Below are 23573 nucleotides of genomic sequence, written 5' to 3'. Positions count from 1 at the left end.
AGGTCGAGGGGCGGCAGGCGTCAACCTGGGTTCAGGTCGCGCCTGTTGGGGGCGATCCGCAGGCTGGCCAGCGTCGGCGAGAGCCGGGGAACCGCAGCGCCCGACGGAGCCCCCATGCCAGCCGCGTTCAGCGCAGCGATGAGTCGGTGGTATGCCTCTCTGCGTTCCTTCAGTGTTTCCATGCTATACTTGCGGTGAGTCTTCACGTTAAGACCTGATTGTACTGCGCAGACTCTCCGTTTGGGCGGAGGTGCAACTTCCCGGCGCCCTTCCAGATCGTCACTCAGGTGTAAACCTTGTCCGGCAGCACCACGCAGAAAGCAGGACCGTATGCAGCGCACCATCCACAAAGTCCTTGTAGCGAACCGTGGCGTTCCGGCAGTGAGGATTATGCACACCTGCCGTGACCGGAAGATCCCCACGACTGCGGTATACAGCACGCCTGATCGCCTCGCGTACCACGTCTTTATGGCGGATACCGCCATTCATATTGGCGATGCGCCACCGATTAACTCATACCTGAACGGAGATCGGATCATCGAGGCCGCGCTGGCCAGCGGATCGAACGCTATCCATCCCGGTTGGGGGTTTCTGGCGGAGAATGCCGACTTTGCCCAAAAGGTCATCGATGCTGGACTGATCTGGATCGGACCCCAACCGGACGTTATTCGGATGATGGGCGATAAGATTCAGGCAAAGGAGATTGCCAGGCGCTCGAATGTGCCGACTATCCCCGGAATAGAGAATGTCACCAGCGCCGGGCAGATAACTGACTGGATGCGCGACCAGGATATCGCCTTTCCGATTATGATCAAGGCGGCTTCGGGTGGAGGCGGCAAGGGAATGGTCAGAGTCGACACGCCCGATCAAATCCCCGTCGCGCTCGCCCAGGCCCGTTCAGAAGCGAAGAAAGCCTTCGGCGACGATACGGTCCTCGTTGAGAAGTATATTGAGCATGGTCGGCATATTGAGGTGCAGGTGGTGGCTGATGAACACCGTCACGTCGTTCACCTGTTCGAGCGCGAATGCACGCTCCAACGGCGCAACCAGAAGATTATCGAGGAAGCGCCCTCGACCCTCGAAAATGACCTGCGCCAGGAAATCTGCGTTACTGCGGCGCGCCTGATGCGCCGAATAGGCTACACCTCGGCTGGCACCGTGGAGTTCCTCTTCGACCCCGCAACCCAGAGTTTCTACTTCCTCGAGGTCAATACGCGACTCCAGGTCGAGCATGGCATCACCGAACTCATCACCGGTCTCGATATCGTCAGCATTATGCTGGACGTTGCCGAGGGCAAGCCCTTGCCGATCAAGCAACTCGATGTCGTCCCCAACCGCTGCGCTCTTGAGGTGCGCCTGAACGCCGAGGATCCCAAGACCTTCGCTCCCTCGTTCGGCAAAATTACCCGTCTGCGCACCCCATTGGGACCCAACGTGCGCGTCCTGCTCGGCGCCGCCGAAGGGGAGGACATCCCGCCCTATTACGACTCGCTCTTCATGCTGCTGATGACGTCGGGCGCCGACCGGGCTGATGCGCTGCGGGTGATGGATCGGGCGCTCACCGGCGACCTGCGGATCGAGGGGATCAAGACCCTCGCGCCCTTGCTGCTGAGTATCATCAGACACCCCAAGTTCATCGCCGGCGACTTTTCGACCAAGTTCATCGAGCAACACCTGCCGGAGCTTGTCTCCGGCTTCCGTGAGCGTACCGGCGAGGACGAGATGCTCCGGGTCGCCCAGTATGTGGCTGAGATCTCCGCTCTGGGTCCGCAGAGTTGGATGTGAGGTGAACCATGGAAACCGGCCATGCATCCCAGGTCGCCAGCGTTCAGGACGATGACGTGTTCGTTCGTCCGGGTATGACCGCGCGCGAGATTGTTCAGGCTGTGCGCAACCTGAAGGGTGTCTGCCTGACGTCGGTGAGCATGCGTGACGCCGGGCAGTCCGACTTTAAAAACCGCCACCGGATCTACGATCTGAAGACGCTGGCGCCGCTGTATAACCGGATGGGACTGTTCAGCGCCGAGTGTCACGGTGGAGCGCGCTGGCACGTCGGGATCATGAATCGCCGCGAAAGCCCATTTGAAGAGATCCAGATTCTGCGCCGGTTAATGCCCAACGTCCTGCTTCAGACCCTGGTCCGTGAGACGAACCTGTGGGGCTACCGCCCCTACCCCAGGAATGTCATCGAGTATGCCGTTGCACAGGTGGATATTGATGTCTGGCGCTGTTTTTCGTTCCTCAACGATGTGCGCAATATGCGCGCGGTAGCCGAAGTGGTGATGAAGCGCGGACGCCTGTTCGAGCCAGCGATCTCGTTTACCGTGGCCGATTGGGCGACCGATGCGTACTACCTAGGTGTGGTGCGCGAGATTGTTGCCCTTGCCGGCGGCGTCGATGAGATCATTCTCTGCATCAAGGATATGGCCGGCGTCGGCAATCCGGCGCGCATCAGCCAGTTGGTGACGACGATCAAGGAGCACTACCCCGATTTGCTGATCCACTACCACCGCCACATCACCGATGGGTTGGCAATCCCGGCGCTGTTCGCCGCCGCCCAGTCTGGCGCCAAGATCGTCGATGTCCAGGAGGATGCCCTGGTGCGCTTCTACGGGCACCCGCCCATCCTTGGAGTGCAGGCTTACTTTGAGGAGGGTGGCATCCATGTGCATCTCAACCGAATGGCTGCCGAGCAGACCAATCAGCAGGTGCGCGAGTGGATCGGGCACTATGAGTGGGCCGAGTCGCCGTTCAAGGGGTACGATCACGGTGTGACCAAACACCGGATGCCTGGCGGCGCCTTCCCGAGTTCGTTCGAGCAGGCTGAGAAGGGGGGCTTCCTGCATCTCATGCCGGCGATCCTGCGTGTCATGGCTCTCTATAACCAGATCGTGCGCTACTTCGATGTCACGCCAGGTTCGCAGATTACCTGGGTGACGTGTAGCGGGATCGTCAACCGCTATGCGAAGGAGCAGGGTGAGAGCGGCGTCCGACGGCTTATTGCGCTGCTCAGCAAGTTCGTCGAGGAGAAAGGGCAGGATATCGAGGCTATGAGCGAGGAGGAGCGCGAGGAGTTACTTCAACTCTTCCGCAATGCGTCCGGTGATTTTAAGAACCTGCTGGTGGGCGGCTACGGCAGGCTGCCGGTCGGCTGGCCGGCCGACTGGGTCTACCAGAGCGCCTTTGGCGACGAGTGGCAGGCGAAGATCCAGGGGCGTACCGATCGCTCGCCCCTCGATACGCTCAAGGACGATGATCTCGACAGGCTGCGCCAGACCTTGAGCGAAGCCATCGGGCGCGCACCGACCGAGGAGGAGTTCATTCTCTACCTGATGCATCCCAAAGATGCCCTCAGTTTCATCGAGTTCCGCGAGCGCTACGGCATGGCGCCCCTGGTGTTGCCGACCGATGTCTGGCGCAACGGGCTGCGACGCAGCGGCGATAAAGTCGATTTCGAGCTCGATGGCAAGCCATACTGTATCGAACTGGTATCGGTTGGCGCTGAACACGAGGGCGTTATCCACGTGGTGCTGAAGGTCAACAATGTGACCCGGGTGTACCCCGTGGCGACGCCGCGTGCCAGGAAGGCGGAGATACGGATGGCGAAGGGTCCCAATGAAATCGGCGCTCCGATCAACGGCAATGTATGGCGGATCGGGAACCCGCAGCGCGGCCCGATCCACGTCGGCGATGTTGTTCACAAAGGCGAGGAGGTGGCGAACCTCGAGGCAATGAAGATGGAGCACGCTATTCTCGCCCCCTTTAGCGGACGGATTGCCGAGGTCTGCATCAAGCTGAACGATGTCGTCAAGGAAGGACAGTTGCTCTTCGTGCTCGAGAAGAACGCCTGATGCGTTCTATCTCGGAAGCCGAAGTGCAGACCGATGTGGCGGACTTTGGACTGAAGCCATAGGCGACCAAAACGCTCCGCTGCGCCACCGAGAACAGCGGAGGATGCTGCATTGACGCACAGAACGGCGATGCTCCAGACTAAACACTCGAGGGACTGATTGCCGCCTCGACTGAACGCAGCACCCTGCGCTGCATCGGCATCGGACCGGATGGTAAGCCGGATCATGTCTGCCTGTTCGCCCGTTTGAAAAACCTTTTCTCCTGTGGTACGCTGATGTTAGCCGCCATGCACGTCGAGATGGGAGCAAATGAGCCTGCGCTTTGAATGGGACGAAGCCAAATCTGTCGCCAATCTCAATAAGCATGGCGTCAGTTTTGATGAAGCCCAAACCGTGTTTGGCGATCCCGACGCCATTACGCTTCTTGATGACAGACATTCCGACGTCGAAGATCGCTTCATCGATATTGGCAAGTCGGCAAGTGGCCGCATCCTGGTGGTTGTCTACACGGAAAATGACATGCGCATTCGGATCATTAGTTGTCGGCGAGCGACGCCGAAGGAGCGCCGTCAATATGAGCGACGAGATGGCGAAACAACCAGATGAAACAGACGATATGCTGCCAGAGTATGATTTTTCCGGCGGTGTTCGCGGCAAGCACTACCGGGCGTACCAGCGCGGCTATAAGATTATCGTTCATAAGATCGACGGAACAACGGAAGAACGTGATTACACCCTGCCGGAGGGAGCCGTGATGCTCGATCCGGATGTTCGCGCCTACTTTCCCGATGCTGAAGCCGTTAATACCGCGCTGCGCGGATTGATTAAACTCATCCCGACCAAACGTGCATCGGGTAAGTCCTCATGATAAATAGTCCCAGGGCATAATCATTTCAGGATGGGCTTGTCCTGAATGAGATCAGGCAGCTGTCGCGTGAACCAACCCGTTCATTTCCCCTCTACCCCCGCCGCCCAACACATGTATGGAGCCGACCGCTTCAATCGCCGGCAGCCGCAGGCGTCGTTTCCTGTCAGCGACGGTCTCCGTCATGGGTGGGATGGGATTGCGCATCGGGTACACGGCTCACCGATTCAACCGCTGGATGAGATAATCTGTCATTATTAAACGAAGAAAAGAGTGCGAGATGGATTCGCTCGTGTGCAAACACTGTGAATGGTAGAAAATATCAATCATTCTGTCCAGGACCGAAGGTAAGCGCATACACTCCAGGCTTCTGCCCTCTGATACCAATTACCTGTGACCCTCCGGCATGGTCACCCTGAGCCGCGCGAGGGGTCGGGCGCGACCCGCGCAGATTCCGCGCTGCGCGCGGTCAGATTCCTCGCTGCGCTCGGAATGACACGCATATGGTCATCCCGAGCAGTGCGAGGGGTCGTGCGCGACCCGCTTAGATTCCTCGCTGCGCTCGGAATGACACGCATATGGTCATCCCGAGCAGTGCGAGGGGTCGTGCGCGACCCGCTTAGATTCCGCGCTGCGCTCGGAATGACAAGTCGCTGCGCTCGGAATGACAAGTCGCTGCGCTCGGAATGACAAGTCGCTGCGCTCGGAATGACCAGCATGCGGCATCGTCCATCGTCATTGGTATGACAAATCCGCGCTTATCCGTCGCACCCGTGCCCATCCGTGTCCTATGAGCACGGATCGGGACGGATGCCCGCAGTTGCGGTCGCTTGCCACCACTGATACCAATTCCCGATGCACATCCGGCATGGTCACCCCGAGCAGTGCGAGGGGTCGTGCGCGACCCGCGCCGATTCCGCGCTGCGCGCGGTCAGATTCCTCGCTGCGCTCGGAATGACACGAAGGCGGCATCTTCAATCGTCATTGGTATGACTCAGCTGGCGACTGCCGGGCAGTGTGGGCGGAGTTCGCACAGCTCGACCAGGTCGGTGCTGATGTGAAAGCCGGTGCGCTGCTCGATCTGCTCCCAGCCCGAAGGACGCTCGTGTTGTGCTCATTCCGGCAATGATCCGCCCGCACGAACCTCGTGTTCTGTGGTGTTCCGGCGGGTGCAACGATGCGCTCGCTTCACCTGTTTGCCGGAGCGACCGACCGGACAATCCGCTCCCGATTGCCCCATCTCCCCAACTCCCGCACTCCCCGTTGACATCACCGGGTGGGCGCATCGTTCGTGTACGGATCGGGTGAGTATGCGTATGTACCATGGTACGGTATCGCTACGCGCGCTGCGCCGCATGGAGCATGCTATTGTTCAGTTTAGAAGTTGAGAAATTGTCGAAACGAGAAAGGCGCCGTGTCACCCATGCATCGCACTCCGCCCTTGTTCGTGTCGGTGTACGCACTCCTTATCTGCGCGCTCTTCGCCACCAATTGGAGCCTCGCCGCTTCGCCTTCGGAACATCGCCCGTCGGTATCGATGACATTTGTATCCGGCGATACGCCTGTGCGGCTGGATGCACAGGTCGAGCCTGACGCTACGGTTGTCTGGCGGAACAATGACACCAGACCGCACCGACTGCGATCGGTCGATGGCAGTTGGACATCACCGGTGATTGCGCCGGGGGATGTGCAGCGTCAGTGGTTTGCGCAGCCTGGACGTTACCCGTTTGTGTGCGACTTCGATCAGGATATGCGCGGTGAACTGACGGTTCAGTCCGGCGCTTACCGCGTGTTTCTGCCGCTGGTGGCGCGTGGCATGCCCGCAGGACCATCCGGTGAGCGTTGGTCGAACCCGGCGACGTGGGGTGGGCGCCTGCCGCAGGCGGGTGAGGCAGTGCGCATTCCGCCGGGCAAAACCGTTCTCCTGGATGTCAGTCCGCCGCCTCTGCGCAGCCTGACGATTGAGGGAAGCCTGGTGTTCGACAACCGCGATCTCGACCTGAGCGCCGGCTGGATTATGCTGCATGGCAACGGGCGATTGCGCATTGGCGATCCGGCGGCGCCGTTCCGCCATCGCGCGACCATTACGCTGACGGCGCCCGATCCTGATGAGGACGTGATGGGCATGGGAACGCGCGGTATTCTGTTGATGGGTGGAACGTTCGAAGCCTATGGCCTCGCGCCGGTTCCGGTCTGGACGACTCTTGCCGATCACGCCGACGCCGGAGCGACTCGGCTCACCCTGCGCGATGCCGTCAACTGGCAGGCTGGCGATCAGATTGTGGTTGCGCCGACCGACTTCTACGGCGTGGCTGAGACGGAGCAGTTGACCGTTCAGACAGCGGACGGTCCTCAGGTCGATCTGTCCACACCGCTGCGACAAGAGCGATGGGGACGGTTGCAGTACGTGAGTGCGGCAGGAATGATCCTGACGCCAACGACGGACATCACCCCGCTTGCGCTCGATGAACGCGCAGAGGTGGGCAATCTATCGCGCCAGATCGTCATTCAGGGAGCGGACGATGCGCGCTGGCGCAATGAGCGCTTTGGCGCGCACATCATGGTGATGAACCATGCCGTGCTGCGTCTCGACGGCGTCGAGTTGCGGCGCATGGGGCAGGGTGGGCGTTTGGGACGCTATCCGATCCATTTCCATCTGCTCTCGTATGCGCCCAATGGCGCACTGATCGGAGACGCAACAGCGCAGACAGTGACCAACTCGAGCATCTGGAACTCCGCCAATCGCTGTATTGTTATTCACGGCACGAATGGCGTAACGGTGCGGAACAATATTTGCTACGACATCGCCGGGCACGCAATCTTTCTGGAAGACGCGGTCGAGCGCCGCAATCTGATAGAGCACAATCTGGTGTTGAAAGTACGTCAACCGCCACAACCGCTGTTGCCAAGCGACCGGATAATGTTTCGCCGTGGACCGTCGGGTTTCTGGTTGACGAACCCGGATAACACCGTGCGCGGCAATGTCGCTGCTGATGCTGCCGGTAATGGCTTCTGGCTGGCGTTCCCCGAAAAACCGCTCGGAGATAACCAGAATGTTCCGATTCGCCCGATAAATACCCTTTTGGGCATTTTTAGTCATAATGTCGCACATTCGAATAATCGCCCAGGAATCAATATCGACTTTGCGCCGATTGATAATGCGGGCAATACTGCCGAAACAAAATACATCCCTACCATTGATGGAGGACCTTTCAGGTATGAAAACCGCATACGATTCACGCTGAGCGATATTACGACCTACAAGAACAATGACAACGGATTGTGGAACCGGGTTTCGTGGCCGAACTACGTTCGGTTTGTTTCAGCCGATAATGCCGGCATGTTCTTTGCCGGCGCCGGCGACGATGGCAGAATCATCGACTCGCTGATCATTGGTACGAGCCTGAATAATCGCAATCCGTCACCAACGTCATTCTCCGGCGATCAACCGAATACTGCGATTGCCAGTTATCATAGCACATTCGACATTTATAACAATGTCGTCGTCAATTTCCCGCTGAGTCCGAGAAATGACCGCGCGAGCGGCGCGTTTGCCACCAACGACTACTATACCCGACCGGTTGATCGCGGTCTGGTGCGCAATCCCAATAATCGGCTGATCAACTCCCATCCGGGGCGTCGGGTCATTTCGCCCAATCTGAACACGCCGGTCGGCAACGCTGCGCTCGCCGGCGCGCTTTGGGATCCGTATGGCTACTGGGGACCGGCAGGTAACTATTGGGTGTACGATGTGCCATTTCTGACGGCCGGTCGCCCCTGTGCGCCGGTCGCACCGGCCGGGCAGAACGGGCAGAGTTGTGTTGGACCGTATTATGGCGTCGCTGGTTTTCGTATCGATGGAGGCGACCCGTTTAAGCCACGTATGCCACTGACCGTTACCCGGCTCGATGATGCGCTTCAACCCATGGCACAATGGATCGTGGAGGAGGGGAGTGGCAGCGGACGGAACACCTTCGGGATTATGCCGTGGATGCGGCATTTTGCAGCCGTTCCTGGAGGACGCTATCTGATCGAGTTCCGTGATGCTGCCAACAGCCTGCCGCCGCCATCGCACGAAGTAAAACTGGAGTTGACAAATATGCACTCTCCTGCCGATCAGGTCATCCTTGCCGTTCCGTTCAGTGGCAGCGTGACGGCGCGCGCCTACCTGACGACGCGGCAATCCTATGAGTACGCTGCGCCGGGATCGCCTGATCGCCGCGATCTGACGCCGGTCTCATCGATGGCGGCGCTGCTGGCGACGGATAACAGTATGTGGCAAGATACGGTCAATCAGCGTGTGTGGGTTCACGTTCGCGGTGGGGTTCCATGGTCGGGAGGAGAGCCGACGAATCCGCTCTCGGACGCGGCGCTCTATCGGGATACAATCCTGCGTATCGTTCGCTGACGCTCAGAATGCCTCCGTGCCTCTGCTTCGCCCTGCTCGGCGCGTCCGCTCCAACCCGGTGAGGCGACAAGGCTTTGGGATGCAGCGCACATCTCGTGGAGCGGCGGCTGCCGATCAGGGTGTTCGACCATACGATCAGACAGCCGCTCCACCGTATTATGCGTGGATTACTGGTTTTGCCCCTACAGGCGCGCTCAGTCACGCCGCTCCGCCGGGTCATGCGTGGATTGTTCCTGCGCAAACCGCAGCCTCGTCGGACCGTTGCCGTCCTTGAAGCAGCCCCCGGGTGATATTTCACCCCTTCCTCGATCCATGACCCCTAACCACCCCCAAATACCCGGCGGAACCACGATTGCTGCCCGGCAATCTGCTCCTGTCCTGGCGCGTTGGTCAGGCATGCGTCGAATGCAGCCGTAAGACTTGCGCCGTCCAATCCGCCAGGTGCGCCAATGAACACCATCTGTGTGACGGGAGTTGCATCACCCCAAGGCTCTCCAACCGTCACGGTAATTCGCACGCCGACGATCTGCAAAATGGCGCGGCGTTGCGGCGTTTCTGCCAGATAGAGCACCCCCTTGCCGCGAAAGATCGTCGCCGGCAGGTCCTGGAGCGCAGTGCGCAACTTCTTCAGGCTGAAGGGATGGTCATGCACATAACTCCACGTGCTGAATTCGGCGCTGTGGTCGTGGTGATGATCGTGCTGCTGATCACCATCACCATGGTCATGATCACAGTGCGGACCGTGCTCGTGATCATGGTGATGGTCGTGCTCGTGGTCGTGGCGGGGGACGACAATCCGTGGTTGCACTTCGAGGTTGTAGCGACCGACGCCAAGGATCAGGCTCATGGGCACATCGCCGTGGATGGCAGGCAGAATGCGGACGCGGGGCACAATCTGGCGCACCCACTGCTCCACATCGGCGCGCTGCTCCTCAGTGACCAGATCGACCTTGCTCAGCACCACCACATCGGCTGCGCTGATCTGATGGATGATCAGGTCCTCATAGTACTGCTGCTGCCGCACATATTCAGCATCGACCACCGTAATGACCGAATCGAGGCGGAAGAAGGAGCGCAATTCAGGAAGATCGAACGTTTCCGCCACTGCCCACGGATCGCTCACGCCACTCGCCTCGATGATCAGATATTCGGGCGGTTCCGCGCGATCCAGCAGCAGCAGCGCCGTCTTGAGCAAGTCGCCGCGGATAGTGCAACAGATGCATCCGTTGGCGAGCGAAATCGTCTCGCCCTCCACGCCGACCACGAGTTGCGTGTCGATATTGATGCTGCCGAAATCATTCACCAGCACCGCCACCTTCAAGCCGTGGTCGGCGTGGAGGATGCGGTTGAGCAGCGTCGTTTTTCCGGCGCCGAGGAACCCGGTAAGGATGGTCACCGGAACCGGTTTGAGCGGCGTGTCGATAGACATATCACAAACTCCTGATTGACTACCATATCATCATGATCGCCGGCGCGGGATGCAGCAGGGGCAACCGGGACCGTGGAGCGCCCGCGCAACCTGTGCCGGGCTGGCGTAGACCGGCTTGGGCGCATTGCGCGACCGAATGCTGAAACTGCTCCAATCGCGCACGCACAGCCCGTGGCAGACCGGACATTCGACCGGCTCATCGGCGCGCCAGGAAGGGCGGAGTTCTTCGATTTCGATCTCACACTCCGGGCAGGTGTAGGTGTACAATGGCATTGGCTCGTCCGTGGTCCAGGGAATACGTTTGTGATATATGCTATCACTTGCGAAGAGGAATGTCAATCATCAGATTTGACATGATGCGTAAAATCGCGCATACTACTTGCACAGGTATTGCACATATTCGTCGAGAGGACGCACACACCATGGGCATATACGACATCACCGCCAACCGCATTGACGGCACACCGCAGCCGCTCAGCGACTACCGGAACCGGGTGCTGCTGATCGTCAACGTCGCCAGCAAATGTGGATTTGCGCCGCAGTATGCCGGTCTCGAAACCCTCTACCGCCGCTACCGCGACGAAGGTTTTGTTGTGCTCGGATTCCCGTGCGACCAGTTCGCCGGGCAGGAATACGACGATCCGAACGCCATCCAGCAGTTCTGCACGCGCAACTATGGGGTCAGTTTTCCGATCTTTGAGAAGGTGGATGTCAACGGTCCGAACACCCATCCATTGTTCGCGCTGCTGAAAGCGGAAAAGCCGGGATTGTTGGGCATCCAGACGATTCCGTGGAACTTCACCAAGTTTCTGGTGGACCGCCAGGGGAAAGTGCGTCGCCGTTACGCCCCCACCGATACGCCGGAAAAGATCGAGCGCGACATTGCTGCGCTGCTGCGCCAGCCGACGGCGATTACGGCTCAGTAAGATCGCACTGAATGTGGCAGCGCCCCGCACAAGAGTAAATGCCTCAGACTGCCCCCACGCCGGTAGATACTGAAACGCTTGATCGCAAAACGTAAACGCGCCAGAATGCTGCTGGTATCAGCAGCATTCTGGCGTATCGTCATTCAGATGCGTCCTGTTTTACCGTGATCGTTGCGTCTTCTTACCGAACGACCAGCGGCAGGAAGACCCGGAACTGATTCTGCTCCACCTTCAGCGTGAAGGTTTGCGTGGCGTTCGGGTTCACGCCGTTGGCGGCCGTAATTGTGAGCGTGAAGACCCCGCCTGCCGTCGCCGTCCCGCTGATCGTAGCCGTGCCGTTGGAGTTGGGCGTAAACGTGACGCCGGAAGGCAATGCGCCGCTCACGCTCAGCGTCGGCGTCGGATAGCCGGTGGCGGTGACGGTGAACGAACCCGCCTGCCCGACGGTGAACGTGGTGGTGTTGGGGCTGGTGATGGCCGGCGCCTGATTGACGATCAGCGTGAAGGTTTGCGTGGCGTTCGGGTTCACGCCGTTGGCGGCCGTAATTGTGAGCGGGAAGACCCCGCCTGCCGTCGGCGTGCCGCTGATCGTCGCCGTGCCGTTGGAGTTGGGCGTAAACGTGACGCCGGAAGGCAATGCGCCGCTCATACTCAGCGTCGGCGTCGGATAGCCGGTGGCGGTGACGGTGAACGAACCCGCCTGCCCAACGGTGAACGTGGCGGTGTTGGGGCTGGTGATGGCCGGCGCCTGATTGACGATCAGCGTGAAGGTTTGCGTGGCGTTCGGGTTCACGCCGTTGGCGGCCGTAATTGTGAGCGGGAAGACCCCGCCTGCCGTCGGCGTGCCGCTGATCGTCGCCGTGCCGTTGGAGTTGGGCGTAAACGTGACGCCGGAAGGCAATGCGCCGCTCACACTCAGCGTCGGCGTCGGATAGCCGGTGGCGGTGACGGTGAACGAACCCGCCTGCCCAACGGTGAACGTGGCGGTGTTGGGGCTGGTGATGGCCGGCGCCTGATTGACGATCAGCGTGAAGGTTTGCGTGGCGTTCGGGTTCACGCCGTTGGCGGCCGTAATTGTGAGCGGGAAGACCCCGCCTGCCGTCGGCGTGCCGCTGATCGTCGCCGTGCCGTTGGAGTTGGGCGTAAACGTGACGCCGGAAGGCAATGCGCCGCTCATACTCAGCGTCGGCGTCGGATAGCCGGTGGCGGTGACGGTGAACGAACCCGCCTGCCCAACGGTGAACGTGGTGGTGTTGGGGCTGGTGATGGCCGGCGCCTGATTGACGATCAGCGTGAAGGTTTGCGTGGCGTTCGGGTTCACGCCGTTGGCGGCCGTAATTGTGAGCGGGAAGACCCCGCCTGCCGTCGGCGTGCCGCTGATCGTCGCCGTGCCGTTGGAGTTGGGCGTAAACGTGACGCCGGAAGGCAATGCGCCGCTCATACTCAGCGTCGGCGTCGGATAGCCGGTGGCGGTGACGGTGAACGAACCCGCCTGCCCAACGGTGAACGTGGCGGTGTTGGGGCTGGTGATGGCCGGCGCCTGATTGACGATCAGCGTGAAGGTTTGCGTGGCGTTCGGGTTCACGCCGTTGGCGGCCGTAATTGTGAGCGGGAAGACCCCGCCTGCCGTCGGCGTGCCGCTGATCGTCGCCGTGCCGTTGGAGTTGGGCGTAAACGTGACGCCGGAAGGCAATGCGCCGCTCACACTCAGCGTCGGCGTCGGATAGCCGGTGGCGGTGACGGTGAACGAACCCGCCTGCCCAACGGTGAACGTGGCGGTGTTGGGGCTGGTGATGGCCGGCGCCTGATTGACGATCAGCGTGAAGGTTTGCGTGGCGTTCGGGTTCACGCCGTTGGCGGCCGTAATTGTGAGCGGGAAGACCCCGCCTGCCGTCGGCGTGCCGCTGATCGTCGCCGTGCCGTTGGAGTTGGGCGTAAACGTGACGCCGGAAGGCAATGCGCCGCTCACACTCAGCGTCGGCGTCGGATAGCCGGTGGCGGTGACGGTGAACGAACCCGCCTGCCCAACGGTGAACGTGGCGGTGTTGGGGCTGGTGATGGCCGGCGCCTGATTGACGATCAGCGTGAAGGTTTGCGTGGCGTTCGGGTTCACGCCGTTGGCGGCCGTAATTGTGAGCGGGAAGACCCCGCCTGCCGTCGGCGTGCCGCTGATCGTCGCCGTGCCGTTGGAGTTGGGCGTAAACGTGACGCCGGAAGGCAATGCGCCGCTCACACTCAGCGTCGGCGTCGGATAGCCGGTGGCGGTGACGGTGAACGAACCCGCCTGCCCGACGGTGAACGTGGTGGTGTTGGGGCTGGTGATGGCCGGCGCCTCGTAGATGGTGAGGGTGAAGCTCTGAGTAGCTATTCCGCCATTTTCATCGTCTGCATAGAGTGTAAACGTGTAGACGCCGCCGGTGCCGGGTGCAGGATCGCCACTGATGTAGCCCGTGGTGTCGTTATTGGAAACAATCTCCAGTCCGTTAGGAAGAGTCCCTGGGACAGTGTAGAAATATGGCGGGTTCGATAGAGAAAAGCCGGATGTCGTGATCGTGAAAACTGAGGATATTCCGACCGTGAATGATGCGTTATTCGGGCTGGTAATCGATTACGAACTCGCCTGCATAGCGGCGGGCGCCAGCGCGCTGATCACCATGAGAAGGCACAGAGCGATCAGCGCGCCAACCGAGAGCGTATGGGTTCGTTGCGTCGTGCTGGTCGTGTCCACGTTGTCCCTCCTGGCAGTACCGCGTTCTGTTGCAGTAGACATCGAGCGCCGGTGAGATATGAAGTCGGATATGACCCCGGTGCGCTGCTGTAATACCAATGACCTGTGACCATCCGGCATGGTCACCCCGATCAGCGCGAGGGGTCGTGCGCGACCCGCGCCGATTCCGCGCTGCGTTTACCCTGAGCGAAGCGAAGGGCTCGGAATGACACGCATGCGGCATCGTCAAGCGTCATTGGTATCACACAACATGACAATGGTAACCGGAAGGAATAGCCATTCCTGCGCACAAGCGGCGGGACTGATCATCAACCCGTGACGATGCAGCGGGTTCTGATCATTTATGACCCTGCTCCGAGTCATCAATGGTTTGACAATTTCATTGATATACACTATCATCAAACACAACCATGTTGATCATGCATCACGAGGTTTGTCATGGCGCAACATACTGCGCAACCGTTGCCGGTAACGGTTCTGTCGGGGTTTCTGGGCAGCGGTAAAACGACCCTGCTCAACCATGTGCTTGCCAATCGCGAAGGTCTGCGCGTGGCAGTCATCGTCAACGACATGAGCGAGGTCAACATCGACGCCCGGCTGGTGCGCAGCGGCGGGGCGGCCCTCAGTCGCACCGAAGAGCGCCTGATCGAGATGACCAATGGGTGCATCTGCTGCACGCTGCGCGAGGATTTGTTGGTTGAGGCGGCGCGCCTGGCGCGTGAAGGGCGCTTCGATTATCTGCTCATCGAGTCGACCGGCATCTCCGAGCCGCTGCCGGTGGCGGAGACGTTCACGTTCGCGGATGAAACCGGCGTCAGCCTGGCGGAACTGGCGCGGCTGGATACGATGGTGACGGTCGTTGATGCGTTCAATTTTCCGCAGGATTTGTGCTCGACCGACGACCTGCGTGATCGGAACATGGCTGCCGACGACGATGATGAACGGTCGGTTGTTGATTTGTTGATCGATCAGGTTGAGTTCGCCGATGTTCTGGTGCTGAACAAGATCGATCTGGTCGATCCCGATGTGGTGGATCAACTGGAAGCGCTTCTGCGCAAACTGAACCCCGATGCCCGCATTGTGCGCGCGTCGTTTGGGCGTGTGCCGCTGCGCGAGATATTGAATACCGGTCGCTTCAATTTTGAGCGCGCGGCGCAGGCGCTTGGCTGGCTTAAGGAACTTCGCGGCGAACATACGCCGGAAACCGAGGAGTATGGCATTTCGAGTTTTGTCTATCGCGCTCGACGACCGTTTCATCCTCAACGTTTCTGGGACCTCATTCACGATGAGTGGCCCGGTGTGTTGCGTTCTAAGGGGCTGATCTGGCTGGCGACGCGCATGAGTATCAGCGGTCTCTGGTCGCAGGCCGGGAGTGCGTGTCGGGTCGAGCCAGGCGGCTTGTGGTGGGCGGCGCTGCCGGATGATGAATTGCCAGATGATCCTGAAGATGAAGCGCATCTGGCGCAGGTATGGCACAGTCGGTGGGGCGATCGGCGGCAGGAACTGGTGCTGATCGGGCAGGATATGGACGAGGCGGCGCTGCGCGCTCGCCTTGATGCCTGCCTGTTGACCGACGACGAGATGGCGTTGGGTCCCGAAGGGTGGGCGCAGTTTGACGATCCTTTCGGGACATGGTCGGTGTGGGTGTCCGAGGATTGACGAGGATTGTCATTCCAGTTGTCCTGTTCGCGTATGAGGAGGAAGTCCATGAAAGTCGCGTATGTGTTTGCAACCGATATGTCCGCCACGTACAAACTCGGGAAAATGATTCTGCCGCAACTCGAACAGGGTGTTCATGGCGCGCAGGTAGTCGGGATGATGTTTTTCGACGACAACCTGTATGTGTTGCGCAAGGGTGATCCGATTGGCGAGCGTCTGGCGAAAGTCGCCAAGGCGCAGAATATTCTGCTCATGGTATGTGATCGCTGTGCAGTCGAGCGTGATCTGGGAGAAGGCGATTTCACGCAGTGCGGCTTTGGGCAGGTGAAAGCCAGGGGATTGGTCGAAGGCGTAGTGGCAGGCTGCTTCCCACAGTTGTACAAAGCGCTCGCCGGAAGTCCGCCGGATCAGGTGATTACGTTGTAGGGTCGGATCGCGGCGTTTCACTCACCCTCCACACCGCTCACAGGGGTTCAAGGGCAGACCGCGCGCATGCGCCTGGCGGGCATGCATGGCGTTAGGATGTGTGGTTGTGCCCTCACCCCCCGCTCCTCTTCCGCACGTGGGAGAGGGGACGCTTCTGCGATGTGGTGTTCGAGGCACTCTCTCGGTCCGGCGGGGTTTGGCAAATATCCGCCGCAGGAGTTGCGGTTCTGCGATGTGGTGTTCGAGGCGCTCCCCCTGCTCCGCTCTCGCGCGCGGGGGCGGGAAGACCGGTGCCGCGCGCGCGGGTGTCCCCTGGTGGACGTGCTGGGGTGCGCGCGGGAGTTCGGTCCGCCCTTACACGGGAGAGGGAGCGGGGGTGAGGGGCAGAGGAACGCTTCTTGCTATCGCTCTGCCCGGCGACGCTCCGATTCGCGCGAGCGGGGGAGCGGAATGTACTCAACCGACGGGCGGCGCTGCGCCGTCTGTGGGTACAGCCCCATCAACTGGTACACAAGCGACGGCATATCGGTGCTGACCGGCAAACCGAGTTCGCGCGCTTCGCGCACGCTGATCGGGTAATCGTGCGTCCAGACGCCAGTTGCCAGCATTGTGGCGATATGTTCGGCTTTTTCGGCGCCGATACGATCCGCCAGCAACTCGATGACAGTCGCCTTCACCTGGCGGATGGCTTTTTCGGCAATGTCCGCCATGATCAGGGTCTCGTCGTCGATCTCGCTGATCGGCTTGCGTTCCAGCACCTTGAGAATCGATGCCGCTGGCTGTTGCCCCAACTGCGGGTCTACCGGTCCGAGAACCGCGTTCTCGTCCATCACAATCTCGTCCGCCGCCAGAGCGATGAGCGTCCCGCCAGACATGGCGTAGTGCGGCACGAAGACGGTGACCTTCGCCGGATGCTTGCGCAACGCGCTGGCGATCTGTTCCGCCGCCAGAACCAGTCCGCCGGGGGTGTGCAGCACCAGGTCAATCGGCACATCCTTATCGGTCATTTTGATCGCCCGCAGCACCGCTTCCGAGTCGTCGATGTCGATATAGCGCACGAGCGGGAACCCGAGCAGACTGAGCGTTTCCTGGCGGTGAATGAGGACAATCACCCGGCTCTGGCGCTGCTGTTCGAGGCGTTCGAGCAGGCGCAGGCGCCCGTTCTCCAGCATCTTCTGGCGAATGACCGGCTGTAACGACGAAATAATGAAGAAAATCCATAACAGTCCTATCAGGTCCACGGGCAACCTCCCTCATCACCAGGGCCAGTACTCGTCCGCATAGACGCGCCGCCGGCTGCGACGTTGAATGAAGAGACCCACGAGTACAATGCCGGCGACGAAACCGCCGGCATGCGCCCACCACGCCACGCCGCCGAACCCCTGCGCGCCAATGATGATCGCCAGCGTGCCGTTGAGCAACTGTGACAGGAACCACACTCCCAGGTAGACCAGCGCCGGGATTTCAACGAACCAGGGAAGAAAAAAGATCGGGATCAGCGTGATCACCCGCGCTGTCGGATAGAGGATCAGATACGCGCCGAGCACGCCGCTGATCGCGCCACTCGCACCGATCGTCGGAATCGGCGAATCCGGGTTGAACAATATGTGAGTCAGGGCTGCGATCAATCCGCAGATGATGTAAAACGTCAGGTAGCGTCCACCCCCCATCCGATCTTCGACGTTATCGCCAAAGATATAGAGCGCCAGCATATTGCTCAACAGGTGCGACCATCCGCCGTGAAGGAACATCGATGTAAAAAGCGTAGCGATCTGATCTGGACCTGGATTGGCAAGCAACCGCGCAGGAACGACCGCAAACATGGTCACGAACCGCTCGGCATCGGGTCCAAGCGCAACTTCGATGAGGAAGAACGCAATGTTGGCAAGAATAATCGCCCAGTTGACAAACGGAAAAGATCGCGCGTGGACATTGTCGTAGAGGGGGATCATGAAAGAACTCTCCGTATATCGGGCTATTCCCGCTCTTCAATCCATTCCGCTTCGATCCAGACCGTCGAGCGTTCCGCGCGGTGGCGTTCCGCGAGTTCGGCGCGGAGTTGCGCCGCCTCTCGTTGCAGCGCAACCAGGCGGCGACGCATCTGCAACACGACATCAACCGCCTCGTGGGAAAGCCCCAGGATGTCGATAAGGCGGCGCACGCGGCGCAATTCGATCAGGTCAGTTTCTGTCGGTTCGGGAAAGGACCCGATCAGACCGAGATCGATCAGGTCCTGGATCACCTCAACCGGCAGACCGGTCTGCGCTGCCAGCATTTCGGGATTCATGCGACGGATCAGCATCTGAAACTCCTGCGTTACCAATTATGATTTGAATATGCCGCATGCGTGTCATTCCGAGCCCTTCGCTTCGCTCAGGGTAAACGCAGCGAGGAATCGGCGCGGGTCGCGCACGACCCCTCGCGCTGCTCGGGGTGACCATGCCGGATGTGCACAGGTCATTGGTATTACTCCGTGTGGGGGGCGGATTTCAGACCTGCCCCCAGCGTACCCTGTCGTGGAACGAACTCAGATCTTCCCCACAATCAACCAGAGAAGCGCTCCGATCACGAGTCCGAGCGCCAGAACGATCATCCAGATGTGACCGGCTGCCGGGCGTGACGACACAATACGCGCCGGTGCGCCGGTCACCCTTTTTTTCGGGCGCTCCGCTCGCGCGCCAGTGTGCGAATCGTTTCGACGTCAGCATCACTCAACGTTTCGGGCAACACCAGTTTCACCCGGGCAAAGAGATCGCCGCGTTCGGTCGGGCGTTCGAGGCGTGGCATGCCTTTGCCCCGCAGTCGGAAGACCTGATCTGCCTGCGTGCGCGGCGGAATCTTGAGCAGCACCGAACCGTCCAATGTCGGAACGCGCGCCTCGCCGCCGGCAATTGCGGTAAAACAATCAACCGAAACGGTCGTGGTCAGATCATCGCCGTCGCGCTCGAACTGTGGATGCGGCAGGACGGTGATCAGCAGGTAGAGATCGCCCGGCGGACCTCCGGCAATGCCGGGGCGCCCCTGCCCGGCAAGACGCACACGGGTTCCGGTGCGCGCGCCGACCGGAATCTTCGCCTCGATGCGCCGCGTGCCTACCTGAAGCGAGCGTGTCGTGCCGTAAAACGCCTCTTCGAGCGAAATCTCAACCGGCAGTTCAAGATCGCGCCCGCGCTGCGGTCCACGGGGGGTGGCGCCATGTGGCTGACCGAAGATCGTCCCGAAGAAGTCCGAAAAGGGACTTTCACCTCCGAAGAGGTCTTCCAGGTCCTCCGGTGAGACCGTTGTATAGGTGTAGACTGTCTGCCCCGGCGCCGTTTGCCAGGGACCCCAGTCGAACTCGCCGCTGCCGCCGCGCTGCTGCCAGCGCTGATACTGTTCGCGCAACTGATCGTACTTGTGGCGGCGTTCCGGGTCGCTCAGCGCCTCGTAGGCTTCATTGATCTCTTTGAAGCGCTCTTCAGCCTTTTTGTCACCAGGGTTGACGTCGGGATGGTACTGCCGCGCCAGTTTGCGGTACGCTTTCTTGATCGTTTGCTCGTCGGCGTCGGGCGGGACGCCAAGGACGGCATAGTAGTCTTTGAACTCCATAGGCATTGCCTTATGATGCAGGAATGGCGCGGGAGCATTATAGCAGAGTAGAAGCGACCGGCATTCGCAGCAAACGCAGGAGTTGGCGCAACTGCGCATCGCCGCGAGTTCTGGTATGATGGTTATGGTTCTGCGCGTGTCTTTTTGTCAAAACTGGCGGAACGCTCTCACGAACGAGCGTCGTATGAGAACGAGAACAAACGTGCTTGTCAGGGGCGATCCAGACCGGAAAGAAGGATGATCCATCATGCGTATCGTATCACTGCTTCCATCGGCAACCGAGATCGTGTGCGAACTGGGCCTGGCGGATATGCTGGTCGGCGTTTCGCACGAATGTGACTACCCGCCCGATGTCGTCGCCGACCTGCCGCGGGTGACGTACTCTGCCATTCCGCACGGTCTGTCGAGCGCCGAGATCGATCAGGTCGTCAGTGCGCGCCTGGCGCGCGGCGAAAGCCTCTACCTGCTCGATGAGGCGCTCCTTGCCGACGTGCAGCCTGATCTGGTGATCACCCAGGAACTGTGCGATGTCTGTGCGGTGTCGTTTGCAGATGTCTGCGTGGTTGCGGCGCAGTTGCCGGGCAATCCGCGCGTCGTCTCGCTGGCGCCGCCAAACCTCGATGGAATCTTCAGCGATGTGCTGACAATTGCCGAAGCCGTCGGTGTACCAGAACGCGGTCGGCGACTCAATGAACGCTTGAGCCAGCGGTTGGATGGTGTGCGTCGCGCAGTCGCCGGGCAGCCGCGTCCCGGTGTGGTGGCGCTGGAATGGCTCGACCCGCCGTTCATCGGTGGGCATTGGGTCCCGGAAATGATCCATCTCGCAGGAGGACGCGACCTGCTCGGTCGCGCCGGGGAGCGGTCGTTCCGTGTGCGCTGGGAGGACGTTCTCTGCGCGCAGCCGGACGTGGTTTTGCTCATTCCCTGCGGCTATTCCGCCGAAGCCGCGCAGCGCGAATGGGACGCGCTGCCGCGCCCGCCGGGATGGTTCGACATTCCTGCAGCACGCAAGGGGCAGGTGTATGCGCTGGATGCCAACAGCTACTGTTCGCGCCCGGCGCCGCGTGTGGTCGATGGAGTCGAGCATCTGGCGCGCCTGTTGCATCCGGCGTGCTTTCCACAGGAAGGAACAGCACAATGAGCGCTGCCGATCGCGTCGAGACGCGTATGGTCTTTCCGGTGTTCCCCATGAACACCAACCACTACCGGACCCTCTTCGGCGGCACGGCGGTCGCCTGGATCGACCAGGCGGCGTTCATTTGCGCCACGCGCTGGTGTCGGCGCAAGGTCGTGACGGTGCGGATCAGCGAGGTCAACTTCCACCACCCGGTGCGTGAAGGGTCGATTGTCGAGGTGATCGCCCGTCTGGTCGGTACCGGACGCAGTTCAATGCGTATCGCTGTCGATGTCTGGTGGGAGCCGATGGACCACAACGAACGGGTGCTGGTGTGTCAGGCGGAATGCGTGCTCGTCGCCGTCGACGAGCAGAATCGTCCGGTGACGGTGCCGCCGCTGACGGAGACAATGTCATGAATGCAGTGGGTGCGGTTGCAGATGGTCAGAACGTTTGAATACACCCCTGGTGCGGTTCGGTCGCGTTTCACGGCGAGCGGGTCTGCGTGAATCCGGTGCGTCCGCGCACATCTGCGTCTCTTAATTGTGCCTGGACCTGACTGCTATGCTTGTGGTTGACGCGCTTGGTCGACGCCTGGAACTGAAGAGACCGCCGCAGCGCATTGTGTCGCTCGTGCCGAGTCTGACTGAATGGCTCTTCGATGTCGGGCTCGGCGCGCGCGTTGTAGCAGTGACCGACTACTGCATCGAGCCGGCAGCGGCGCTTGCCGGCATCCCGCGCATTCGCGGCACGAAGAACCCCGACCGGGCGAAGATCATTGCCCTGCAACCCGATCTGGTCATCGCCGATCAGGAGGAGAACCGTGAACGCGACGTGCAGGCGCTTACGGCGGCCGGCGTTCCAGTCTATGTGACGGCGATCCGCAGTGTTGCTGATGTGCTGGAGCAGTATGGACGGCTCGCCGCTGTGCTCGGAGCAGCGGATGCGGCGGCGCCAGGGCTTACGGCGCTGCGCGCGGCGCTCGCCGAAGCAGCGCAACGGGCGCCGCAACGTCGTATCCCGACGCTCGCCTTCATCTGGCGCGATCCGTGGATGGCGGTTGGGGCAGAAACGTATGCGGGCGATCTGCTGGAACGGTGTGGCGCCGAAAATCTTGGTCGCCGGTTGCCGGGGCGCTACCCACGCGCGTCGCTGGAGACATTTATGCGCCTGCAACCAGAGGTGATTCTGCTTCCGAATGAGCCGTATGCGTTCAGCGAACGTGATCTGGTCGCTTTTGCGCCATATGGCGACGTTCCGGCGGTGCGGGATGGGCGCGTGCTGCTGTGTGACGGCATGATGTTGACATGGCCCGGTTTGCGTGCCGTCCGCGCGTTGCGGGTGTTTGCGGAGGCGATTGCAGGTGGGGAGAGATGAGACGTTTTTCGTCCACGAAGAGCACGAAGGTGCACGAAGAACACGCGCCGCCATTGGTCATCCATCCGCTTGTGATACATCTATTTGTTGTGTCAGGTCGAGACGATGCCGGCGGAGCGCGACGCCCGCCAGAGATGATTGCGGGTGGGGAGAGATGAGACGTTTTTCGTCCACGAAGAACACGAAGGTGCACGAAGAACACGCGCCGCCATTGGTCATCCATCCGCTTGTGATACATCTATTTGTTGTGTCAGGTCGAGACGATGCCGGCGGAGCGCGACGCCCGCCAGAGATGATTGCGGGTGGGGAGAGATGAGACGTTTTTCGTCCACGAAGAACACGAAGGTGCACGAAGAACACGCGCCGCCAATGGTCATCCATCCGCTTGTGATACATCTATTTGTTGTGTCAGGTCGAGACGATGCCGGCGGAGCGCGACGCCCGCCAGAGATGATTGCGGGTGGGGAGAGATGAGACGTTTTTCGTCCACGAAGAACACGAAGGTGCACGAAGAACACGCGCCGCCATTGGTCATCCATCCGCTTGTGATACATCTATTTGTTGTGTCAGGTCGAGACGATGCCGGCGGAGCGCGACGCCCGCCAGAGATGATTGCGGGTGGGGAGAGATGAGACGTTTTTCGTCCACGAAGAACACGAAGGTGCACGAAGAAGGGACGATTGTGTTTCTGGCGGGAAGGAGCAATTGCCATGGCGCTCACGCTCGACTCTGACCGTGTACGGCGCGCGCAGGGCGCGCTGCTTGGGCTTGCCATTGGCGATGCGCTCGGCACAACGCTCGAGTTTACGCCAGCGCTCGATCCATTCACCCCGCGCGTCACGCAGATCACCGGCGGCGGACCATTCCGGTTGCCTCCCGGCGGATGGACCGACGACACCAGTATGGCGCTCTGTCTTGCCTGGAGTCTGGTCGCAACCGGTGTGTGCGACTCGCGCGACTAGATGGAACGGTATGCGCGCTGGTGGAAAAACGGCGAAAACTCGGTTACCGGACGTTGCTTTGACATAGGGAACACAATGCGCGCTGCGCTGTAACGTCACCCAGACATCGGCGAGCCACTCACAGGTAGTTCGCCCCCCTGTCCCAACGCTTTCTTCTCCCCTCGTGGGAGAAAGGGGCTGGAGGGATGGGGGAAAAACGATCCTGGCGGCGCTGAAAACGCACTGCCCATCGAAAAGATC

At 60.5% G+C, this 23573-nt stretch carries 20 protein-coding genes; 12 read left to right on the top strand and 8 right to left on the bottom strand.

All coding sequences use genetic code 11. From position 1 onward, the window contains the following. The first annotated feature begins 330 nt into the window (after nucleotides 1-330). The 5 genes from RCAS_RS15235 to RCAS_RS15215 all read left to right on the top strand — a co-directional run bounded on the left by RCAS_RS15235 (nucleotide 331) and on the right by RCAS_RS15215 (nucleotide 9124). Nucleotides 331-1785: an acetyl-CoA carboxylase biotin carboxylase subunit gene (locus RCAS_RS15235; RefSeq protein ID WP_012121439.1), complete on the top strand. Its 1455-nt coding sequence runs from the start codon at nucleotides 331-333 to the stop codon at nucleotides 1783-1785. A gap of 8 nt (nucleotides 1786-1793) precedes the next feature. Continuing rightward, entirely contained in the window at nucleotides 1794-3851 is a 2058-nt protein-coding gene (locus tag RCAS_RS15230) for a biotin/lipoyl-containing protein (RefSeq protein WP_012121438.1), read from the top strand. Between the two features lie 309 nt (nucleotides 3852-4160). Further along, a complete protein-coding gene (locus tag RCAS_RS15225) occupies nucleotides 4161-4457 on the top strand; it encodes a BrnT family toxin (protein WP_012121437.1) in 297 nt (98 codons plus the stop codon). Next, nucleotides 4426-4719 carry a hypothetical protein gene (locus tag RCAS_RS15220; RefSeq protein WP_041330889.1) on the top strand — a complete coding sequence of 98 codons (294 nt, stop codon included), beginning with the start codon at nucleotides 4426-4428 and terminating at the stop codon, nucleotides 4717-4719. The genes RCAS_RS15225 and RCAS_RS15220 overlap by 32 nt, the downstream gene beginning before the upstream one ends. A gap of 1420 nt (nucleotides 4720-6139) precedes the next feature. Then, complete coding sequence (locus RCAS_RS15215) at nucleotides 6140-9124, top strand: G8 domain-containing protein (protein WP_012121435.1); 2985 nt, start codon at nucleotides 6140-6142, stop codon at nucleotides 9122-9124. 319 nt (nucleotides 9125-9443) lie between these two features. Here RCAS_RS15215 and RCAS_RS15210 read toward each other — a convergent pair whose 3' ends face one another. Further along, nucleotides 9444-10553, bottom strand: coding sequence for a CobW family GTP-binding protein (locus RCAS_RS15210; protein ID WP_012121434.1), 1110 nt, complete (start codon nucleotides 10551-10553; stop codon nucleotides 9444-9446). 30 nt (nucleotides 10554-10583) lie between these two features. Next, a complete protein-coding gene (locus RCAS_RS24085; RefSeq protein ID WP_012121433.1) occupies nucleotides 10584-10826 on the bottom strand; it encodes an FmdB family zinc ribbon protein in 243 nt (80 codons plus the stop codon). Nucleotides 10827-10975: 149 nt separating this feature from the next. Between RCAS_RS24085 and RCAS_RS15205 the strand changes: the two genes are divergently transcribed. Continuing rightward, nucleotides 10976-11479: a glutathione peroxidase gene (locus RCAS_RS15205; RefSeq protein ID WP_012121432.1), complete on the top strand. Its 504-nt coding sequence runs from the start codon at nucleotides 10976-10978 to the stop codon at nucleotides 11477-11479. A gap of 181 nt (nucleotides 11480-11660) precedes the next feature. On the opposite strand, the gene RCAS_RS15200 is transcribed toward RCAS_RS15205, so the two are convergent. Then, the gene (locus tag RCAS_RS15200) at nucleotides 11661-14084 is read right to left on the bottom strand and encodes a beta strand repeat-containing protein (protein WP_085979105.1); all 2424 of its coding nucleotides are present in this window, start codon (nucleotides 14082-14084) and stop codon (nucleotides 11661-11663) included. A gap of 561 nt (nucleotides 14085-14645) precedes the next feature. Here RCAS_RS15200 and zigA point away from each other — a divergent pair. Both zigA and RCAS_RS15190 read left to right on the top strand, forming a co-directional pair. Beyond that, nucleotides 14646-15866 (top strand): zinc metallochaperone GTPase ZigA, encoded by a 1221-nt coding sequence (zigA, locus tag RCAS_RS15195; RefSeq protein ID WP_012121430.1) that lies wholly within the window; start codon nucleotides 14646-14648, stop codon nucleotides 15864-15866. 48 nt (nucleotides 15867-15914) lie between these two features. Beyond that, nucleotides 15915-16292 (top strand): SaoD/DsrE family protein, encoded by a 378-nt coding sequence (locus tag RCAS_RS15190; RefSeq protein ID WP_012121429.1) that lies wholly within the window; start codon nucleotides 15915-15917, stop codon nucleotides 16290-16292. A 401-nt stretch (nucleotides 16293-16693) separates the two neighbouring features. Here RCAS_RS15190 and RCAS_RS15185 read toward each other — a convergent pair whose 3' ends face one another. The 5 genes from RCAS_RS15185 to RCAS_RS15170 all read right to left on the bottom strand — a co-directional run bounded on the left by RCAS_RS15185 (nucleotide 16694) and on the right by RCAS_RS15170 (nucleotide 19880). Next, nucleotides 16694-17533, bottom strand: a complete 840-nt coding sequence (locus tag RCAS_RS15185) for an SDH family Clp fold serine proteinase (RefSeq protein WP_012121428.1) — start codon at nucleotides 17531-17533, stop codon at nucleotides 16694-16696. A 15-nt stretch (nucleotides 17534-17548) separates the two neighbouring features. Further along, nucleotides 17549-18244, bottom strand: coding sequence for a rhomboid family intramembrane serine protease (locus RCAS_RS15180; protein ID WP_012121427.1), 696 nt, complete (start codon nucleotides 18242-18244; stop codon nucleotides 17549-17551). Between the two features lie 23 nt (nucleotides 18245-18267). Next, the gene (locus RCAS_RS15175; RefSeq protein WP_012121426.1) at nucleotides 18268-18594 is read right to left on the bottom strand and encodes a hypothetical protein; all 327 of its coding nucleotides are present in this window, start codon (nucleotides 18592-18594) and stop codon (nucleotides 18268-18270) included. Between the two features lie 225 nt (nucleotides 18595-18819). Continuing rightward, entirely contained in the window at nucleotides 18820-18942 is a 123-nt protein-coding gene (locus RCAS_RS26250; protein ID WP_269632179.1) for a hypothetical protein, read from the bottom strand. Beyond that, nucleotides 18939-19880 carry a DnaJ C-terminal domain-containing protein gene (locus RCAS_RS15170; RefSeq protein ID WP_041330886.1) on the bottom strand — a complete coding sequence of 314 codons (942 nt, stop codon included), beginning with the start codon at nucleotides 19878-19880 and terminating at the stop codon, nucleotides 18939-18941. The genes RCAS_RS26250 and RCAS_RS15170 overlap by 4 nt, the downstream gene beginning before the upstream one ends. A gap of 247 nt (nucleotides 19881-20127) precedes the next feature. Between RCAS_RS15170 and RCAS_RS15165 the strand changes: the two genes are divergently transcribed. The 4 genes from RCAS_RS15165 to RCAS_RS15150 all read left to right on the top strand — a co-directional run bounded on the left by RCAS_RS15165 (nucleotide 20128) and on the right by RCAS_RS15150 (nucleotide 23333). Then, a complete protein-coding gene (locus RCAS_RS15165; RefSeq protein WP_012121424.1) occupies nucleotides 20128-21021 on the top strand; it encodes a cobalamin-binding protein in 894 nt (297 codons plus the stop codon). Further along, entirely contained in the window at nucleotides 21018-21413 is a 396-nt protein-coding gene (locus RCAS_RS15160; RefSeq protein WP_012121423.1) for an acyl-CoA thioesterase, read from the top strand. Before RCAS_RS15165 ends, RCAS_RS15160 begins: the two co-directional genes overlap by 4 nt. Before the next feature lie 145 nt (nucleotides 21414-21558). Further along, nucleotides 21559-22371: a helical backbone metal receptor gene (locus RCAS_RS15155; protein ID WP_012121422.1), complete on the top strand. Its 813-nt coding sequence runs from the start codon at nucleotides 21559-21561 to the stop codon at nucleotides 22369-22371. A gap of 710 nt (nucleotides 22372-23081) precedes the next feature. Next, on the top strand, nucleotides 23082-23333 hold the full coding sequence (locus tag RCAS_RS15150) for an ADP-ribosylglycohydrolase family protein (protein ID WP_049768841.1): 252 nt from the start codon (nucleotides 23082-23084) through the stop codon (nucleotides 23331-23333). Nucleotides 23334-23573 lie beyond the last annotated feature (240 nt).

Origin of the sequence: Roseiflexus castenholzii DSM 13941 (assembly GCF_000017805.1) — a bacterium.
Classification (GTDB): domain Bacteria; phylum Chloroflexota; class Chloroflexia; order Chloroflexales; family Roseiflexaceae; genus Roseiflexus; species Roseiflexus castenholzii.
Note: the sequence above shows the minus strand (reverse complement) of the source record. Positions and strands in the feature narration are given on the sequence as shown.

What these genes read in the sequence shown, in the direction of transcription:
- RCAS_RS15215 (WP_012121435.1), top strand. Translation starts at nt 6,140, where the DNA reads ATGCATCGCACTCCGCCCTTGTTCGTGTCGGTGTACGCACTCCTTATC.
- RCAS_RS15225 (WP_012121437.1), top strand. Translation starts at nt 4,161, where the DNA reads ATGAGCCTGCGCTTTGAATGGGACGAAGCCAAATCTGTCGCCAATCTC.
- RCAS_RS15155 (WP_012121422.1), top strand. Translation starts at nt 21,559, where the DNA reads ATGCTTGTGGTTGACGCGCTTGGTCGACGCCTGGAACTGAAGAGACCG.
- RCAS_RS15230 (WP_012121438.1), top strand. Translation starts at nt 1,794, where the DNA reads ATGGAAACCGGCCATGCATCCCAGGTCGCCAGCGTTCAGGACGATGAC.
- RCAS_RS15190 (WP_012121429.1), top strand. Translation starts at nt 15,915, where the DNA reads ATGAAAGTCGCGTATGTGTTTGCAACCGATATGTCCGCCACGTACAAA.
- RCAS_RS15165 (WP_012121424.1), top strand. Translation starts at nt 20,128, where the DNA reads ATGCGTATCGTATCACTGCTTCCATCGGCAACCGAGATCGTGTGCGAA.
- RCAS_RS15160 (WP_012121423.1), top strand. Translation starts at nt 21,018, where the DNA reads ATGAGCGCTGCCGATCGCGTCGAGACGCGTATGGTCTTTCCGGTGTTC.
- RCAS_RS15235 (WP_012121439.1), top strand. Translation starts at nt 331, where the DNA reads ATGCAGCGCACCATCCACAAAGTCCTTGTAGCGAACCGTGGCGTTCCG.
- RCAS_RS24085 (WP_012121433.1), bottom strand. Translation starts at nt 10,826, where the DNA reads ATGCCATTGTACACCTACACCTGCCCGGAGTGTGAGATCGAAATCGAA.
- RCAS_RS15175 (WP_012121426.1), bottom strand. Translation starts at nt 18,594, where the DNA reads ATGCTGATCCGTCGCATGAATCCCGAAATGCTGGCAGCGCAGACCGGT.
- RCAS_RS15210 (WP_012121434.1), bottom strand. Translation starts at nt 10,553, where the DNA reads ATGTCTATCGACACGCCGCTCAAACCGGTTCCGGTGACCATCCTTACC.
- RCAS_RS15220 (WP_041330889.1), top strand. Translation starts at nt 4,426, where the DNA reads ATGAGCGACGAGATGGCGAAACAACCAGATGAAACAGACGATATGCTG.
- RCAS_RS15205 (WP_012121432.1), top strand. Translation starts at nt 10,976, where the DNA reads ATGGGCATATACGACATCACCGCCAACCGCATTGACGGCACACCGCAG.
- RCAS_RS15180 (WP_012121427.1), bottom strand. Translation starts at nt 18,244, where the DNA reads ATGATCCCCCTCTACGACAATGTCCACGCGCGATCTTTTCCGTTTGTC.
- RCAS_RS15150 (WP_049768841.1), top strand. Translation starts at nt 23,082, where the DNA reads ATGGCGCTCACGCTCGACTCTGACCGTGTACGGCGCGCGCAGGGCGCG.
- RCAS_RS15170 (WP_041330886.1), bottom strand. Translation starts at nt 19,880, where the DNA reads ATGGAGTTCAAAGACTACTATGCCGTCCTTGGCGTCCCGCCCGACGCC.
- zigA (WP_012121430.1), top strand. Translation starts at nt 14,646, where the DNA reads ATGGCGCAACATACTGCGCAACCGTTGCCGGTAACGGTTCTGTCGGGG.